Origin of the sequence: Treponema primitia ZAS-2 (assembly GCF_000214375.1) — a bacterium.
Taxonomy (GTDB): domain Bacteria; phylum Spirochaetota; class Spirochaetia; order Treponematales; family Breznakiellaceae; genus Termitinema; species Termitinema primitia.
Genome location: NC_015578.1, coordinates 369,782 through 386,195 on the forward strand (window position 1 = coordinate 369,782; position 16,414 = coordinate 386,195).

Consider the following 16,414-nt stretch of genomic DNA (forward strand, 5'->3'; position numbering starts at 1 on the left):
TTAAGGGTATTTTATCTGTGAAATATTTCACAAGGTATGGTAATGGCACAAATTCCTGAACCGGCAAAAGAACGTCTTCTCTACCTGATGCGGCTCCTCGAAAAAAGGGGGGAAGCCCGCATTACCTCAGGAGAGATAGAGTCCATCACCGGCTGGTCCAGCCATACCATACGAAAGGATATTTCCTACCTGGGAAATGCCGATGAGGGCGCCTGTGTCCCTGATACAGCCGCCGGAGCTTCAGCCGAGACAGCCCTTCCGGAAAGCGAAGCCAGCCTTGGGAACAGTGCGGGCTACAATCCCCGTAGTCTTATCGCTGCCATCAGACAAGCTCTGGGTCTTGGGGGGCGCCGCCGGCTCTGTGTGGTCGGCCTGGGCCGGCTCGGATCGGCTTACCTGAACTTTCAGGGTTTTAGCCACCACGGGGGGACACCGGACCGGGTTTTAGCCGGCGAGCTTCCTGGGGATTTGGCTGAATTTGAACTGGCCGCAGGGTTTGACAGTAATGTCAACCGGGTGGAGATTCTTAAGTCCCCGGCGCCCCTGTACCCGGCCTTTAAGATGGGTGAGGTGATTAAGCGCTTTTCCATCGAGATAGCCCTGCTCTGCGTGCCCGGGGACGCAGCCCAGGCCGCGGCGGAAAAACTGGCCGTCGCAGGTATTCGGGGTATCGTCAATTTTGCCCCAGTGGCTTTAAAACTGCCCCCGGAGATTGCGGTCCGTAATGTTTATATAGTAGATGAACTGCGCGCTCTGGCGGTGAAAATTAAATGAAAGCACAGGCTTAGTCCTGCACTGAAGGAGTTTTTATGCGGGTATACAACTTTGCCCCCGGACCCTCGACCTTGCCCCTGCCGGTATTGGAGCGGGCTGCGGCGGAAATGACCGATGTCAACGGCACGGGCCAGTCGGTAATGGAGATGAGTCACCGATCCGGGGCCTTCAAGCCCATTATCGAAAAGGCAGAAGCCCTGCTCCGGGAACTGATGGGCATCCCTGCCAACTACCGGGTGCTCTTTGTCCAGGGCGGCGGGTCTTTGCAGTTTTCCATGGTCCCCCTCAACCTGGGCGGAATTGAGCCGGGGGCGCCGAAAAAAAAGGCGACCTATGTGGAAACCGGCATCTGGTCCAAGAAGGCCGCTGAGGAGGCGTCCAAATACCTGGACGCGGTAACCCGGGCAAGCTCGAAGGATAGGGCCTACTCCTATATTCCTGTAGCCCCTGCCCCGGCGCCGGATGATGCCTATTATCACATCACCCTGAACAACACCATTGTAGGGACCAAATGGCCGAGCCTTCCGGAAACCGGCGCTATCCCCCTGGTGGCGGATATTTCAAGCTGCATCCTTTCCGAGCCGCTGGACATTAGCCGTTTCGGCCTGGTTTATGCGGGGGCTCAGAAAAACCTCGGCCCTGCGGGAACCACGGTGGTCATTGTCCGGGAAGACCTGATCGGCCGAGCCCCCTCCTGGACACCGGCCCTGCTCCGTTATGATATCTACGCCGCCGAGGGTTCCATGTACAACACCCCCCCCTGCTACGGCATCTACATCATCGGCCTGGTTCTGGAATGGCTCAAAGCCTTGGGTGGCCCTGTTGCCATGGCAAAACTGAACCACGAAAAGGCGGATCTGTTTTATGCGTACCTGGACAATTCCTCCTTTTTCCGTTCCCCGGTGGAAAAATCCAGCCGCAGTCTTATGAACATCCCCTTTGTCAGCACCATTACTGATTCCGGGCACCGGGGAGAACTGGAAACCCGTTTTGTTAAAGAAGCCGAGGCCCAGGGCCTGGTAAATCTGGCCGGTCACCGTCTGGTGGGAGGTATGCGGGCCAGTTTTTATAACGCCATGCCCATAGAAGGTGTAAAGGCCCTGATCGCCTTTATGGAAAAATTTGAAAAGAGCGAAAAGTAAAAGTAAAAAGGAGATGCACCGTGTTTCGTATACGTACATTGAATAAAATTTCCCCCCTGGGGCTGGACCTGTTTCCCCGGGACCGTTATGAGGTGGCCAGCGAGATACCGAACCCCGACGCCATCCTGGTGAGGAGCGCGGATCTCCATTCTGTGGAAATTCCTGAAACCGTGATAGCCATAGCCCGGGCAGGGGCGGGGTTCAACAATATCCCTGTTTCCCAATGCAGCGACAGGGGAGTGGTGGTGTTTAACACCCCCGGGGGTAATGCCAATGCCGTAAAGGAGCTTGCCATAGCAGCATTGCTGCTTTCTTCCCGGAAAATTCTGGGGGGGATAAACTGGATGGCTTCCATTGCCGGTAAGGCCGATGAGGTTCCGGATCTGGTGGAAAAGGAAAAATCCCGCTTTGAGGGGCCTGAAATCCGGGGAAAGACCTTGGGAGTGGTGGGCCTCGGCGCCGTGGGGGTGATGGTGGCCAACGATGCCATTGCCCTGGGCATGGAAGTTATCGGTTACGATCCTTTCATATCCGTTGATGCAGCCTGGAACCTGTCCCGCTCGGTTCAGCGAGCGGATACCCTGGAGGGGCTTCTGTCCCGCTCGGATTATGTCAGCCTCCACCTCCCCCTCAGTGAAACTACCAAGGGACTCCTGAATGCAGACAAATTTCGGCTCATGAAAAAAGGCGCACGGGTCATCAACTTTGCCCGGGGAGGGCTGGTAAACGAGGCGGACATTATCGCCGCCTTGGATGCAGAAAAACTCTCCGCCTATGTCACGGACTTTCCATCCGCAGAACTTCTATCTAATAGTAAAGTCATCTGTGTCCCCCATCTGGGGGCCTCTACCCCGGAAGCGGAAGATAACTGTGCTATCATGGCAGCACAGCAGCTCATGGGATTTCTGGAATCCGGGAGTATTAAAAATTCAGTGAACTATCCGCGGTGTCAACTGGACCAGCGAGCCCCCTTCAGGCTATTGGTGATCAATCGGAACATCCCCAATATGGTGGGGCAGATCACTACTACCCTTGCGGGAATGAGCATTAATATTACAGACCTTATCAATCACCACCGGGAGGACTACGCCTACAATATTATTGATACGGAACAACAGATACCCGAAGAAGCCCTTGCCAAACTCCAGGCGGTGGATGGAATCATCCGGGTGCGGACCATAGCGAAGGGAGAGTAAAAAAACTAAAAAAAACCCCAGGCGCATTGTATCGCGGGATGCGCCTGGGGTAAACATGGAGAGTATGCTTTTTTTAAATAACCCATATACCTTTCTGAGTTTTACTGTGCACGGAAACTCCGTGCAAGTGGTGTTTTTGCCGAGAGAGGTGAACGACAAAAACACCCTCAGTATTGGCCAATAATTAAGTTGCCAGCCTTTTGCCCAGTTCGGAGCATTTAGCCAGTTCCGCTTCCCCGGGCACAAGCTGGGCGATAATCCCTTCGCCGTCAAGTTTTGCCCCCAGTCCCTTCATCCTGTCAGTCCAGCTACGCATCCACTGACCGTCCCCCCAGTCATAGGACCCAAAGAGCCCCAAGGGTTTATCCTTCAGAATATCCGCCCCCAGGGAGGCGATGAAGGGTTCCATCTCATCTTCTTCAATAAGTTCATCCCCCATAGCCGGGGATCCAAAAGCCAGGGCATCCGCCGACTTTACCAGTTCCGCTAAGCCCGCTTCCGGGGTCTTGAGAATCGCCTCGCCACCCCCATCGGTAACCCCCTTGGCCACCGATTTGGCCATGGTCTCAGTATTGCCGCTGCTGCTCCAATATACGATTAAAACCTTTTTCATATACAAATTCCTTTAGTTAGTTTTTAATAACAATCTTATATAAAACTAACATATATCATCGGAAAAACTTTGTAAAGGGGTTTTTGCAAAAAATTTACAAAAATTTAATAATTATTGATAATTTTAAAAAAAGGCGGAAAATATGAAATATATAAAGGCATTTTAATTAATCATTCCAGGGCGAAAGGTAATGCTGTGGGCGGGGGCGTTTTGTCCCGGGCCAGGAGCCGCAATTGGTGTGCAGCCCAGTGGGAAATGAGGAGTTTAAGCCGCTCATAGGAGTTGAATTCATCATCCAGCACTAATTCCGAGAGGACTATCCGGATCAGCTCATGGATTTGCTCATCCGGGAGTTCCAGTATCCACCGTGACAGGGGGGCGCCCCTGGATTCGTTCATGTAAGCCCCTACCGCAGGCTGCAGCGCCTTGGCCTGTTTGGTATTGAAAAGGCGTTTATCCTGCTGGGAAGCCCTCTGGCCCTTCTGTTCCGCCATGTAAGCCTCGAAGGCAATTTCGGCTTCGTCTATGGCCAAAATGGGCGCCCGGGATAGATCCTCCAGCAAATGGACCAGCAGGGGATAAAATTTATTCTGAATGTCCAGGATGCTTGCCATGGCCAGGATCACTTCGTCCCGGAGGTAGGGCGGGGGGTCCGTCACCCGCAGGGTATCCAGGAGAGTTGTAAGAGAAGTAGGGGAGCCGTAGAGCCCCAGGGCTTCAACCCCCATCATTTTAAGCCGGGGATTTTTTGTTTTGAAGATGATCCGTTCTATCTGGGGGCGGAAAGCTTCGTCCCGGAGCTTCGCCAGGGCGATCATGGCCTCCCCAGCCAGCATATAGTCCTTGGAAACCGCCAGTTCCTGGAGCACCGGTATGGCGGAGAAGTACCCGTGGTTCCCCAGGATGCGGGCGGAGAGGTAGGCGGTGGTATAGGGATTGTTGACCAGATCTGCCATCAGTGCCTGTTCCCCGTCTTCGCCAAGGTTTTCCATGGCCCCCATGGCCCGAATGGCGTCTGAGCGGGTGGCAAGCCGGGGGGATTTGGCCTTTTCCAGAAGCCCTGCCAGGGCCAGCTTTGAGGGGGAGTCATACAGGGCTTCCAGGAGGATTTCCTCTTCTTCGGAATCTTCGGATTTCTTCAGCTTGTCCAGGAGGGTGATGGCCCGGAGATCCCTGTAGGAGAACATTATTTCTAGAGCCCCCTTTAGCGGAAGGGAACCCAGGGACACCAGTTTCTTCTGAAAGTAGAAAACCACCGCGAGGATTATTAATAGAAGAACAAAAAGCACCTTAAAGGTAAGGAATACTGAAAGGCCGAGCAGAGTGAAGGTATCCAGGAACAGCCCTGCCAGGAAGGAGCCCCCGGCGCCGGCGATACCAAAGATGAAAAAGTAGAGGATGCCAAGGTCCAGCATCTCCTCTGCGGGGATCAGGGTGAGAAAATAGGTCTGGGCAATCCCTTCAGCGCCGACGAAACCGAAATTTACCATGAAAAACAGGAAGCTCAGGTAGGGTATGACCGAAAAGGGGTTGTCCACCGCCCCCAGGGGAAAGAACACCGCCGGGAGAAGGCTGATAAAGCCCACGATGATGCAGGTAAGGTACAGGGGCTTGGCCCCGATCCGGTCCACCAGGAATTTGATGATCGTCCCCATCATCAGGGCGCCCAAGCCCCCGAATACCGTATATAGGGACACCATGCCATCCCCCTGGGAGAACACCTCCCTAGCGTAAACGACGATGAATATACGGGCAATGGCGGAAACCAGGGCAACCAGGAGGAAAAGGATCATAAAGTTCCGGAAAGCGGGCTTGGAAAAAGCGTTCCTGGTAACCGTCCAGAGACCGCCCACTGTTTTTTTCGACTCCTTGGGAGGTTCGGGAATTTTTTGGAGTTTTATGCCGCTGAACACCCCTCCCACAATGCCTGCCGCCATGATAAGCGCATAGAGTCCAAGGGAGGGATTCCGCCCCAAGAGCATGGCCAGGGCAAAACTGGCAAACATGGCCACCGCGTTGTTGATGATCTGGATCAGGGTCATATAGCTGCCCCGGTCAGGTCCCACCGCCAACTCGTCAAGTACCGGATTGTTGGCGATCAGCCCTATACCCCGGAAGAAATGAAACAGGCTTACCCCCAGGATGGTCAGGCTCAAGGCGGCGCTATGGCGGCCTGCAGCTTCCATAAAGGGTACAAAGAGCAAGGGTATTATGGAAACGGACCGCAGCATCCAGGTTATGGAGTATATCTTTACAATAGGAAAGATTTTACAGAGGCTTTTTCCCAGGGGCAGGAAAAAATATGAGATATACACCAGGGCGTTGAGGAGCCCGATCATGGTGGAAGACGCATTAAGCCGCATGGCGAAAAGGGTGATGATATTCCCCGCTATCAGGGCATAGGAAAGGGCGTTAAAGAAATTGAAGACATTGTACTGATCCCGAGCTTTTCCAAGGCGGTAAGGCGAGAGTGCTGCTGGCATATATGTAAGTAATACCCCTTGGCCGGGGAAATATCAAGACGTTATTCGGGCAACAGCGGTATCCTGGCCACTTGATGGAAAGAAGCTGCTATGGTATAAATTTTGTTGTACCTAGCGGGGGGAAGAGAACATGGGCGCGGAGAAAGGTAAGCGGTATAAGCTCATCGCGTGTGAGATTTTCAGAACCGAAGTGGAAACCCTGGTTCCTCAATGCGGTAACCATGTGGACGTTGAGATTTTGCCCATCGGTCTTCATTCGATTGGTAAGGAAAAAATGTCGGCGGAACTTCAGACGGCCCTTGATAGGGTGGACGTTTCCCGTTACGATGCGGTGCTTCTCCTCTATGGTATGTGCAGTTACGGTACCTGCGGGCTGCGTTCGCCGCTTCCCATGGTCATTACCAAGGCCCATGATTGTATTACCCTTTTTATGGGCTCCCGATCTTTCTATAAAGAATACTTTGACGCCCATCCGGGGACATTCTATGCAACCTCGAATATCATGAACAGTGATCTTAGTCTGGACCGTATAGCGGTGAAATACGATGAACAGGTAGCTTCTTTTAAAGAAAAATACGATGGTGAAGACTTGGAATACCTCCTGGAAACCTTAAGCGATCCCCTCAAAGACTACAGCCGCATTGCTTATGTGAATAATGGTGTCGGGAATATTGAAGATGGGATGAAAAAAACCGCCGCCTTCGCGGAGTCACGTTCATGGACCTTTGATGAAGTTGCAGGCAATACTTCCCTTATTGAACGTCTCCTTGCGGGGGATTGGGATGAAAATGTTTTCCTGGTTGTTCCTCCGGGGAAAACTCCGGGCCCCAGCTATGAAGAGGATGTTCTTCATACGGTCTGATGTCAGCAGAAACCCAATATAACCACGTAGAGTCTATACTCCTCAAAAATATTGACGACCCCACTGCACTTTTTGTATTCCCAACAGATATCGCGGTGAGTCATTGGGTAGACCAGCTTTTGACTTTGCGTGGCGGCGGGACCGTTGCAATGGACCAGTTTACTGCCTGGGATACCTTTAAACAAGAATCTATAAGGGCACAAAAACAGGATAAGAAAAGTGTGCCCGCAGTTTTACGGAAAATCTTTGTGAGCCGTCTGATTCAGGAAAACAGTGAGCTTTACAGGGCCGGGGGGGCGCCTTTATTCACCTTTCTTATACCCCCCGAATATGCCTATGCCGGCGCCTCCTTTGTTTCCTGGTTTACCAGGATACTGCCCCAGCTTGGTTCGTGGTTTGAAAAAACCTCAGGTGTTCCGGTGGCGCTTATCAACGAAAAAAACGGTCTTCTTGCCGGAGAGGGTTTGGAGGGTGATGATCGGGATCTTTACACCCTGGCCTTAAGGTATCAGCAGTTTCTGGATGCCCACGGGCTCTTTGAGCCCGCCTGGGAAAAGCCGCCCTTTGAGGATACAGGAAAAAAATGTTTTATTTTTTTCCCCGAGTCTCTGATGGACTACAGCGAATATGCGGAGCTGCTGGAAAATACCGGTCATGTTACGCCGGTACGGGTCTCTGCGGGAAGTACCTATGCCGGCGTGGTAGATAAGCCTTACAATACTTTTTTTTACACTAATTCCCGGAGGGAGATAAGCGAGGCTGCCCTGTATATCCGGGGTTTACACGAAAAGCAGGGGGTGCCCTTTGAATCAATCGTGGTCAGTATCCCGGATACAGAAAACTACGAACCCTATGTGCTCCGGGAATTTACCAATCGCAACATTCCTTTTGTGCGCCGGGCAGGGAAACCTCTGGCTTCCTATGCTGCGGGACAGCTCTTTGCTACTCTTTCGGATTGCGCTTCTCGGGATTTCCCTTTTGATGCAATAGCAGGGCTTCTGCTGAATAGGCATCTTCCCTGGAAAGATAATGAAGTAATCAATCAACTTATTAATTTTGGAATCAGGAATAACTGTATTACTTCTTGGAAAGAGGCCGATGACAAGGGAACCGGACAAACAGAAATTCATGTATGGGAGGATGCCTTTAAGTCTCCCATGGGGAACAGGGAAGAGCGCGCCCGCTTGTTTTATGAAAGCCTCAAAGGGAGTGTGGAAAAACTATGCTCTGCCGTTTCTTTTGCTGATCTACGGAACCGGTACTTTGTTTTCCGGGAAAAATTTCTTAACATGGATGAATGTCTTCCGGAAACTGATTTAATTCTTTCCCGTTGCGTATCGGAATTATTATCCCTGATAGAAATTGAGAAATCATTTCCTGATATTATAATCCCCGATCCCTATACATTTTTTGTTGAATATCTCCAGGAAAAAAACTACCTTCCCCAGCAGTATTCCGCCGGGGTAACCATCCTTCCTTACAGAACTGCTGCGCCGGTGCCCTTTGGGTGCCACATCATTCTTGGATCAACCCAGGACAACCTTTCGACGGTCTTTTCGCGGCTTGGATTCCTGTCCAGGGCAAAGCGGGAGGAACTCGGCCTGAAAGACGATGATGCCTCTGAAGCCTTTATCAACCTGCATAAACTGAATTCCAGTCTCCCCGCAGTTTTCTTCTGCGCCCAGGAAACTTTTGCAGGGTATGCCATCCCCCACAGCCGTCTCAATGTTACTGAAAAGCCCCGTATGCGGTATGGTGAAGGTAGTTCTGATCAAACAGATACGCCGGCTGGTATCTTTGAGGCGGACCTCTTTGACGCCGAGCGGGAATTTTACCTAGCCCTGCAAACTGCTGCTTCTCCGGCTTTCCCGCACAGTATTCATCAGGGACAGAGCTGTGGGTTTAATGCCTGGGCAGAGCGGAGAAGTCAGGACGGTACAGTTGATGAAAAGAGATGGAAAGCGGACCAGGCGCTTCTTGATTTAATCGGGGAGCGTTACTGTTACAGTGAAGAATTTCCCGGAAAATTCAGCGTGTCCGCCTCATCCCTGGAGCCATACTATAACTGCGCTCTGGTATGGCTTTTTCAGAGGGTTCTCAACCTTGAAAATATCCGCATTGAAACAAGCCTGATGGCAGAAAACATTATGGGTTCCGTGTATCATGCAATACTGAATTGTTTTTTTGAAGCGGTAAAAAAAGATGGGAGCATACTTTCCCGGCTTCAAAACGGTTTCCTTCCCCATGATTATAGTACCCTGCTTACAAAATGTATTCAAACCATATTTGACGGACTTCCCGCACTGCTGCCCCGTAAGAAGCCTGAGATGAGCGCCCTTACGGTCCGGTTGATCCGTGCCGGAAAAAAAAGTGTTGGGGAAAATCTTGAGCGGCTGCTTACAGCCTTTCTTAGTTTTTTTTCCGGATACCGTATTATAGGGAGTGAAACTTCCTGGAAATCTGATAAAGGATCCTACTATCTCAATGGTACTGTGGATTGTATGCTTGAAGCCCCCCTGAAAAATACGGAAACCAGGGGCACGGTAATTGTGGATTTTAAGCTGTTTTATATGCCGGATCGGAACGCCTGTACCGCAAAGGAAGATGATGGGCTTACGAATTTTCAGCTTCCTCTGTATATGACCCTGGCAGAAGACAAGGGCGGAAAGCCTGTAGATACGGCGCTTTTTTTTAGCATTGTGAAGGCTGCGCCCCAGGTACTGTTCGGTGTGATTGAAAACAGCGAAACCGGCGATTCCCTGCCCAAAGCAGAGGGCCGGATTCTGCGGACTGGTGCAGCTGAAGACCAGTTCCGGCTAATAATGGATGAATTTCGGGAAAAGGCGGATCGATACGCTGCGGAAATCAGTACCGGTAATTTTTCTACTTTCAGTAACAGCTTTAGAAAATGCGTCGGATGTTCTTATCAGCCTGTTTGCCGTACAAGTTATGCGGTAGACAGGGAGTCAAATCTACTGAAATGGAGCGCAGCCGGTGGGTGATAAGAGAACGATTCCGGAACTGAATGCAGAACAGCAGGCCGCCGCCTATTGTAAAGAAAACGCGGTGGTTGCCGCCGGCGCCGGGTCAGGGAAGACTTCGGTACTCGCGAGCCGCTTTGCGTACCTTTTAACCGAAAAAGGGTACCGGGTAGATCAGATTCTTACCCTTACATTTACAAAGAAAGCTGCGGCGGAAATGTACCAGCGTATTTACAGTACCCTCAGTTTTATTGCAACAAATGATCCTGGTATCAAAGGGGAGCGGGCGAGAGAGGGTATACGCGAATTTACCCATGCCAGAATACAAACCCTGGATTCTTACAGTGTTTCTATTGTCAAACAGGCGTCATCCCGGTACGGTATACGCCCTGACTTTACCAATGATGAAGATCGGTGTTATGCCCTGGCCGGAGAAGAAGCTCTGCCCTTTTTAATCGGCCACCGGCATCATCCGGCTATTGAGCGCTTGTATTCACAAAAGGACCCAGAGGGCATTGCAAAAGAAATTTTTGCGGATACGGTCTTTAATTTCAGCCATATTGATGACCCTCCTGATTTTATGGCGGATGTGAGAAAACAGTTCGATGTAATCTGCGCTGAATGGAAAATATTGACCGGAAAAATCACAGAAAATCTGAATAAACTGGCGGAGCTCTTTGTCGGTAAGGATGGGGATAAGCTGCTTCCGGATGCGGCCTCCCTGGTTGGTAAATTTACATCCGGAAGTGTTGGCTTTCCTGCTGAAGAAGAAATTCGCACTTATTTTGATTCGTTGCTGCCACTTGATGATACCGAATGTATTGCTCACTCTGAATCCCATCCAATCAGGACTGCCCTCTTGGAGATACTCAAGTTTCTGGGAGAATTATCTTCAATCAATCTGCGCAGGGGCAAGAAAAGTGATAATCCTGCTAAGGATATTATTAAGAAAATTAAGGCCCCTCTATTCGGTTCTTTTTCGTCACTGACGGTTTTCTGTATGCAGGCAGGTTTTATACTCTCGGTGATGTCCCTTTTGGGGGATCTTCAGAAGATATACCTTGAAAAAAAACGGGCTGAAGGAGTCCTCACCTTCACTGATGTGGCCCGGCTTTCCAGGACCATACTCAGGGATCAGAGTGATATCAGAAAAAGTGAAAAGAAGTCTTTTGAAGCTATCATGATTGATGAGTTTCAGGATAATAACGAACTGCAAAAAGAACTGCTCTTCCTGCTAGCGGAAAACCCGGAACGGATGGATAAGAGTATACCCTCTGCCGGGGAACTTGTGCCGGATAAACTCTTTTTTGTGGGGGATGAAAAACAGTCTGTCTACCGTTTCCGGGGCGCCGATGTTTCGGTATTCAGGAAATTGAAGGATGAACTGGCCTCCGGAGATTTACCCCTTAAAATCAACTATCGATCGGCGCCGGAACTTATTGGGGCTTTTAACACTTTTTTTGGCGGAAGCGAATTTGATCCCAATGGTGAAAAGCCCTTGGGGGAATTTGCTTCAGTGTTTGCCCCGGCGGGCATTCCCGGTAACGATTCTGATCAGCTTGGTTTACCATTGCCCCTTTATGAAGCGGCTTACAGCCCTTTGAAGGCAGGAAGCCTAAATAAAGGGAAGTTCACCGTATGTATACTCAACACCGATGATGACATCTCTGATGAAATGCCTGCTGGTTCAGGCGGAACCGAGCAACTCATTCCTATTGAGAATGAGGCTCGTTTTACCGCCGAACGTATACAGGCGTTGTTGGCCGAAAAAAACGAAGCTGGTGAACCAAAGTACAGGCCCGATGATATTGCTGTTCTTTTCCGTGCCCATAGCCCGCAGCAATTGTTTGAGAAACATCTCAGGCTACTGAATATTCCCTATGCCAGTGAAGCTATCAATGGGTTTTTTTATGGCGGACCTGTTAATGATATTATGTCTGTACTCCGCCTCGTTGCTTATCCCTTGGACACGGAAGCCTATGCGGTGATGCTCCGTTCCCCCTTTGTGGGACTCACTCTGCAAGGCCTTGCTGTCTGTCTTGCGGTTTTTAGCCGGGCAGCGGATAAAGACGTAGAAGCTCTCCCTCCGCAGCCTTTCTCCGATGATGCCCTCTCCCGGCTTTCAGAAACAGAGCAGGCTAAATTTATCTGTGGCCGGGAACTGTACCGGCGTATCCGCGGAAAGGCGTCCCAGGAAACAGTAAGCGCCCTAGTCAGCGAGTTATGGTACACCGAAGGGTACCGGTATGAGACTGAATGGCATTCCCAGACGATTGTTTACCGTGAATTGTATGACTATCTGTTTCACCTTGCTGCTAAAACTGACGAGGACGGGCTGGGGCTTGCCGCTTTTACCGATTCAATACAAAACCTGCGGGATAGCGGCGGGAAGCTGGAGAAAATTGATATTCCTCTGGAACGTTCCGGCGCAGTGCGGTTGATGACCGTCCATAAAAGTAAAGGCCTTGAATTTCCCGTAGTATTTCTTTGCGGCTGCGGCAAGTGGAGTAAAAGGGGCGGCGATTCTGCTGATGTGTATGAAACCACTATTGGAGGTGTATCTTTTAATCCCCCCATGCCGTCGGATTGTTCAGGCATACCCGGTGTTAAGAGAAATTTTTTCTATGAGCATTCTTCCGCAGAAGAAAAGCGAAAAAAAACAGCGGAACTGCGGCGTCTCCTCTATGTTGCCATGACCAGGGCAGAGAAGGAATTATACGTCACGGGAAGTTTGAATCTTGGAGAATCCGAGGGTGATTTTTCACTTCTCCTGAAGGCTTTTGTTGATAAACAGCGGACGAAGATTAAGCCGGCTGAACGTATCGCCGGAGACCTCATCCTGGATAATGACACTTTCTTCGGTCTGTTTCTCCCTGCCCTGGGGGATCATATTTCAGCAGATGGATTGACTGCCCAGCCGTCTTTTTTTAACCTGGAACCTATTCCGGTATATACCGAAGATTATATTAATAGCCGGGAGCACCAGGGGACCCTGTTCTTCAATGACCGTAAAGGAATTGGCGCGTTTATAGAAAAGGCGGCGCCGTTTTATAATTCCGCAGAGATAATTACTACTTTAAAAATCGAGAACAAACACCGAACTCCCACATCTTTCCGGGAATTGAATAAGTCAGATGATGTATCACTTAGTTTTACTGTGGATAAAAACTATTCTGGTGAAAGCAGCGATGAAATATTCAGTAAAGTCGATGGTGTCCTCAAGCGATTTGCCCTGGAAGGGGATGGTAGAGAAACCGGCCCTGGAGCGGTTCCCCCCCGGGAGGCATCATTCACCCCCGCTGATTTCGGGACCATTGCCCACGCCTGTGTGGAAGCCCTGATGAACCATATAATACCGGAGATACCTTCCAGGCTTGCAGGTCCCCTTTCCCCCCAGGAAGCAGATACCCTTCTTGATGCGGGGGTGAAGCTTGCAAAACGATTCCTTTCATCATCCCTGGGAAAAGCTGCTGAAGGCGCGTCTTTACGGAAAAGCGAATACCGGTTCCGGAGCCTCTACGGAGAGACCGGGCATGCGCAGCATACCGGGCATGCAGAGCATGCCTTCATAAACGGGACCATTGACCTTCTGTTTGAGAATGGGGAAGCCGTTTATGTGGTGGACTTTAAAACCGACAGCCGGGAAGACCCTGCCGAACATGCCGCGCAGATGGCTTTTTATTATAAGGCAGCCATGGATCTTTTGGGTTTTCCCCATAAAAAGGATTGCCGGGTATTCCTCTTTTATCTCCGTACCGGACACGCGGTGGAAATGACCCAAGCGGCGAAGCAATTCAATCTGGAAAAAATATTTCACCTTTGATACAATGGATAAATGGAATTAACGCAAGAATTTATCGACGGCCTCACGGTCAACGAAGTGAACATCATGAAGGGTATCGCTGAAAAGCTGGGGGTTAACCTGGGGCAGGTTTCGGCGGTTGTGGGTCTTTTGGCTGAGGGGAGCACGGTCCCCTTTATCGCCCGGTACCGGAAAGAGCAGACCGGCACCCTGGATGAGGTCCAGGTCCGGGATGTGGACCATCTTTTTTCCAGTGGGAAGAACCTGGAAACCCGGCGACTGGAGATTGTCCGTGGGATTTTTGATCAGGGAAAGCTTACGGAGCCCCTCTATGAGAATATCACCAAGGCCGCCACCCTGACGGAGCTTGAGGATATATATGCCCCCTATAAGCGGAAGAAAAAGACCCGTGGTATGGTGGCTGCTGAGAAGGGCCTGGAGCCCCTAGCGGAGGCCATGCTGGAGCTGGCGGATGCCGCCCTGGTAGCAAAGGCGGCGGAGTTTATCACCGAAAACGCCGAGAACCCCACACTGTCCGTGGCCAGCGCCGAAGAGGCCCTTCAAGGGGCCATGGACATACTCGCCGAGCGAGCTGCCCAGGAACCGGAGAACCGGGCCTCCATTAAGAGCTTCTATAGAACGGACGGGCGGATCATTGTCAAGGGGATCGGGGACGATGAGGTCAAGAAGACTTCCACCTATCAGATGTACTGGGACTATACAGAATCTCTTTCCCAGATCAAGCCCCACCGGGTGCTGGCGGTGAACCGGGGCGAGCGGGAAAACCTTCTTGAAGTTACCATTGATGTGGACGAAAATACCGCAGCAGAACTGTTGCAGAGAAAGTACGTTTTGAACAACGATTATCATAAAACCGCCATCGAGGACGGGCTTAAGCGGCTCCTCTCCCCGGCGGTGATCCGGGAAATCCGGGGGGATCAGGGGGATACTGCGGATGATCACGGAATTTCTGTGTTCAGCCAGAACCTCAAAAACCTTCTGATGCAGCAGCCCATCAAGGGGACCCGGGTGCTGGGTATTGACCCGGGTATCAGGACCGGAACCAAATGCGCCTTCCTGGATGATACCGGAAAGTACTTGGCTAATTTTGTTATCTATAATCACAAAATCGAAGAAGCAAAACGGCTCCTTCTGAATGGTATTAAAAATTACGATGTGCAGCTTATCGCCGTGGGGAACGGAACCGGTTCCAAGGATGTGCAGGAAGTCGTCACTGCGGTGATCGCCGAGAACAATCTTGAGGTCCTCTATACCGTGGTGGACGAGGACGGTGCTTCGGTGTACTCCGCCAGTGATATTGCCCGGGAGGAATTTCCCGAACTGGACCTGACCATACGGGGGGCCATCTCTATAGGGCGGCGTCTCCAGGACCCCCTGGCTGAATTGGTAAAGATCGATCCCAAGTCTATCGGGGTAGGGCTCTACCAGCATGATGTGAACCAAAAGAAACTCTCCGAAACCCTGGACGAAGTGGTCTCTTCGGTGGTGAACAACGTTGGTGTCAACCTCAATACCGCAAGCGCCTCCCTGCTCCGGTATGTGTCAGGCATCAACGGCCCCCTGGCAAAGAAGATCGTCAAGTACCGGGATGAGAAGGGGAAGATCGCCTCCCGTGAAGAGCTGACCTCGGTACCCGGCATGGGCCCGAAAAGCTTTGAACAGTGCGCAGGTTTCCTCAAGATACCAGAAAGCGCTAACCCCCTGGACAATACCTGGGTTCACCCGGAAAATTACGCCATAGCCAAGATTATCAGGGATACTATTACCGCCACAGGCAATCTCGCCTCTGTGGAAAGCAAGGCTTTACAGGAACAGTACGGGGTGGGAAGCACCACCATCAGTGATATTGTGGAGGAACTCAAAAAGCCCAACCGGGACCCTCGTGAAGGCTATCCTAAACCCATTATGCAGAAGGGGGTGGTAAACTTTGAGGACCTTAGTGAAGGGATGATGATCACCGGAAAGATAAAGAACGTGGTTGACTTCGGCGCCTTTGTGGACCTGGGCATTAAAGAAACGGCATTGGTGCACATTTCCGAACTGAGCGACCATTTTGTGAAGGATCCCATGGACGCGGTCAAGGTGGGGGATGTGCTGGAATTCCGCATCATCGGCCTGGACCTGGACCGCCGCCGGATCAGCCTTTCCCGGAAAAGTCCCGGCGCAGATACTGGCGGACATGGCGCTGCCGGACAGAGCAGCAATGCTGCCGCCGGGCCTGGCGGAGAGGGCCGGAAAAAAGTGGTGGTGGTGAAGAAGGGCGATACCGCCGGAAACCCCGGCCACGGTAATGGGGGCAGTGCAGGGGGAAGGAGCGGCGGCAGTTCTGGTAACAGCGGTAATGCAGGCGCCGGCGGAAGGGCCGGTAGCGGCCCCGGAAACGGAGATACCCGTCCGAATAGAAGCGGCGCTTATGCCGGCAGGGGCGGCGCAGATTCCCAGCGTTCCTCCAGAGACCGCCCCCCCGCCGATGACGATGGCACCATGTACAATCCCTTTGCGGAAGCCTTTAAGAAAATGAAGGAAAAGAAGTAGGCGGT

9 protein-coding genes are annotated in these 16,414 nt (G+C 51.4%); 7 read left to right on the plus strand and 2 right to left on the minus strand.

Annotation, left to right across the window (positions count from 1 at the left end):
• Positions 1 to 42: 42 nt before the first annotated feature.
• The 3 genes from TREPR_RS01610 to TREPR_RS01620 are packed head-to-tail and all read left to right on the plus strand — an operon-like array spanning position 43 to position 3,112.
• Entirely contained in the window at positions 43 to 774 is a 732-nt protein-coding gene (locus tag TREPR_RS01610) for a winged-helix domain-containing protein (protein ID WP_015706531.1), read from the plus strand.
• A 35-nt stretch (positions 775 to 809) separates the two neighbouring features.
• Positions 810 to 1,916 (plus strand): 3-phosphoserine/phosphohydroxythreonine transaminase, encoded by a 1,107-nt coding sequence (serC, locus tag TREPR_RS01615; RefSeq protein ID WP_015706532.1) that lies wholly within the window; start codon positions 810 to 812, stop codon positions 1,914 to 1,916.
• A 20-nt stretch (positions 1,917 to 1,936) separates the two neighbouring features.
• Positions 1,937 to 3,112, plus strand: a complete 1,176-nt coding sequence (locus TREPR_RS01620) for a phosphoglycerate dehydrogenase (protein ID WP_015706533.1) — start codon at positions 1,937 to 1,939, stop codon at positions 3,110 to 3,112.
• 184 nt (positions 3,113 to 3,296) lie between these two features.
• Here TREPR_RS01620 and TREPR_RS01625 read toward each other — a convergent pair whose 3' ends face one another.
• Together TREPR_RS01625 and TREPR_RS01630 are read right to left on the minus strand one after the other, a co-directional pair.
• On the minus strand, positions 3,297 to 3,725 hold the full coding sequence (locus TREPR_RS01625; RefSeq protein WP_015706535.1) for a flavodoxin: 429 nt from the start codon (positions 3,723 to 3,725) through the stop codon (positions 3,297 to 3,299).
• A gap of 170 nt (positions 3,726 to 3,895) precedes the next feature.
• On the minus strand, positions 3,896 to 6,208 hold the full coding sequence (locus tag TREPR_RS01630; protein ID WP_015706536.1) for an MFS transporter: 2,313 nt from the start codon (positions 6,206 to 6,208) through the stop codon (positions 3,896 to 3,898).
• Positions 6,209 to 6,338: 130 nt separating this feature from the next.
• Here TREPR_RS01630 and TREPR_RS01635 point away from each other — a divergent pair, with 130 nt between their 5' ends.
• From TREPR_RS01635 to TREPR_RS01650, 4 genes are read left to right on the plus strand one after another with little or no spacing between them, the layout of a single operon-like run.
• Entirely contained in the window at positions 6,339 to 7,070 is a 732-nt protein-coding gene (locus TREPR_RS01635; protein WP_015706537.1) for a DUF1638 domain-containing protein, read from the plus strand.
• Entirely contained in the window at positions 7,070 to 10,072 is a 3,003-nt protein-coding gene (locus TREPR_RS01640; protein ID WP_015706538.1) for a PD-(D/E)XK nuclease family protein, read from the plus strand. The genes TREPR_RS01635 and TREPR_RS01640 overlap by 1 nt, the downstream gene beginning before the upstream one ends.
• Positions 10,065 to 13,874: a UvrD-helicase domain-containing protein gene (locus tag TREPR_RS01645; RefSeq protein ID WP_015706539.1), complete on the plus strand. Its 3,810-nt coding sequence runs from the start codon at positions 10,065 to 10,067 to the stop codon at positions 13,872 to 13,874. The genes TREPR_RS01640 and TREPR_RS01645 overlap by 8 nt, the downstream gene beginning before the upstream one ends.
• Positions 13,875 to 13,886: 12 nt before the next feature.
• Complete coding sequence (locus TREPR_RS01650) at positions 13,887 to 16,409, plus strand: helix-hairpin-helix domain-containing protein (RefSeq protein ID WP_015706540.1); 2,523 nt, start codon at positions 13,887 to 13,889, stop codon at positions 16,407 to 16,409.
• Positions 16,410 to 16,414: the final 5 nt, after the last annotated feature.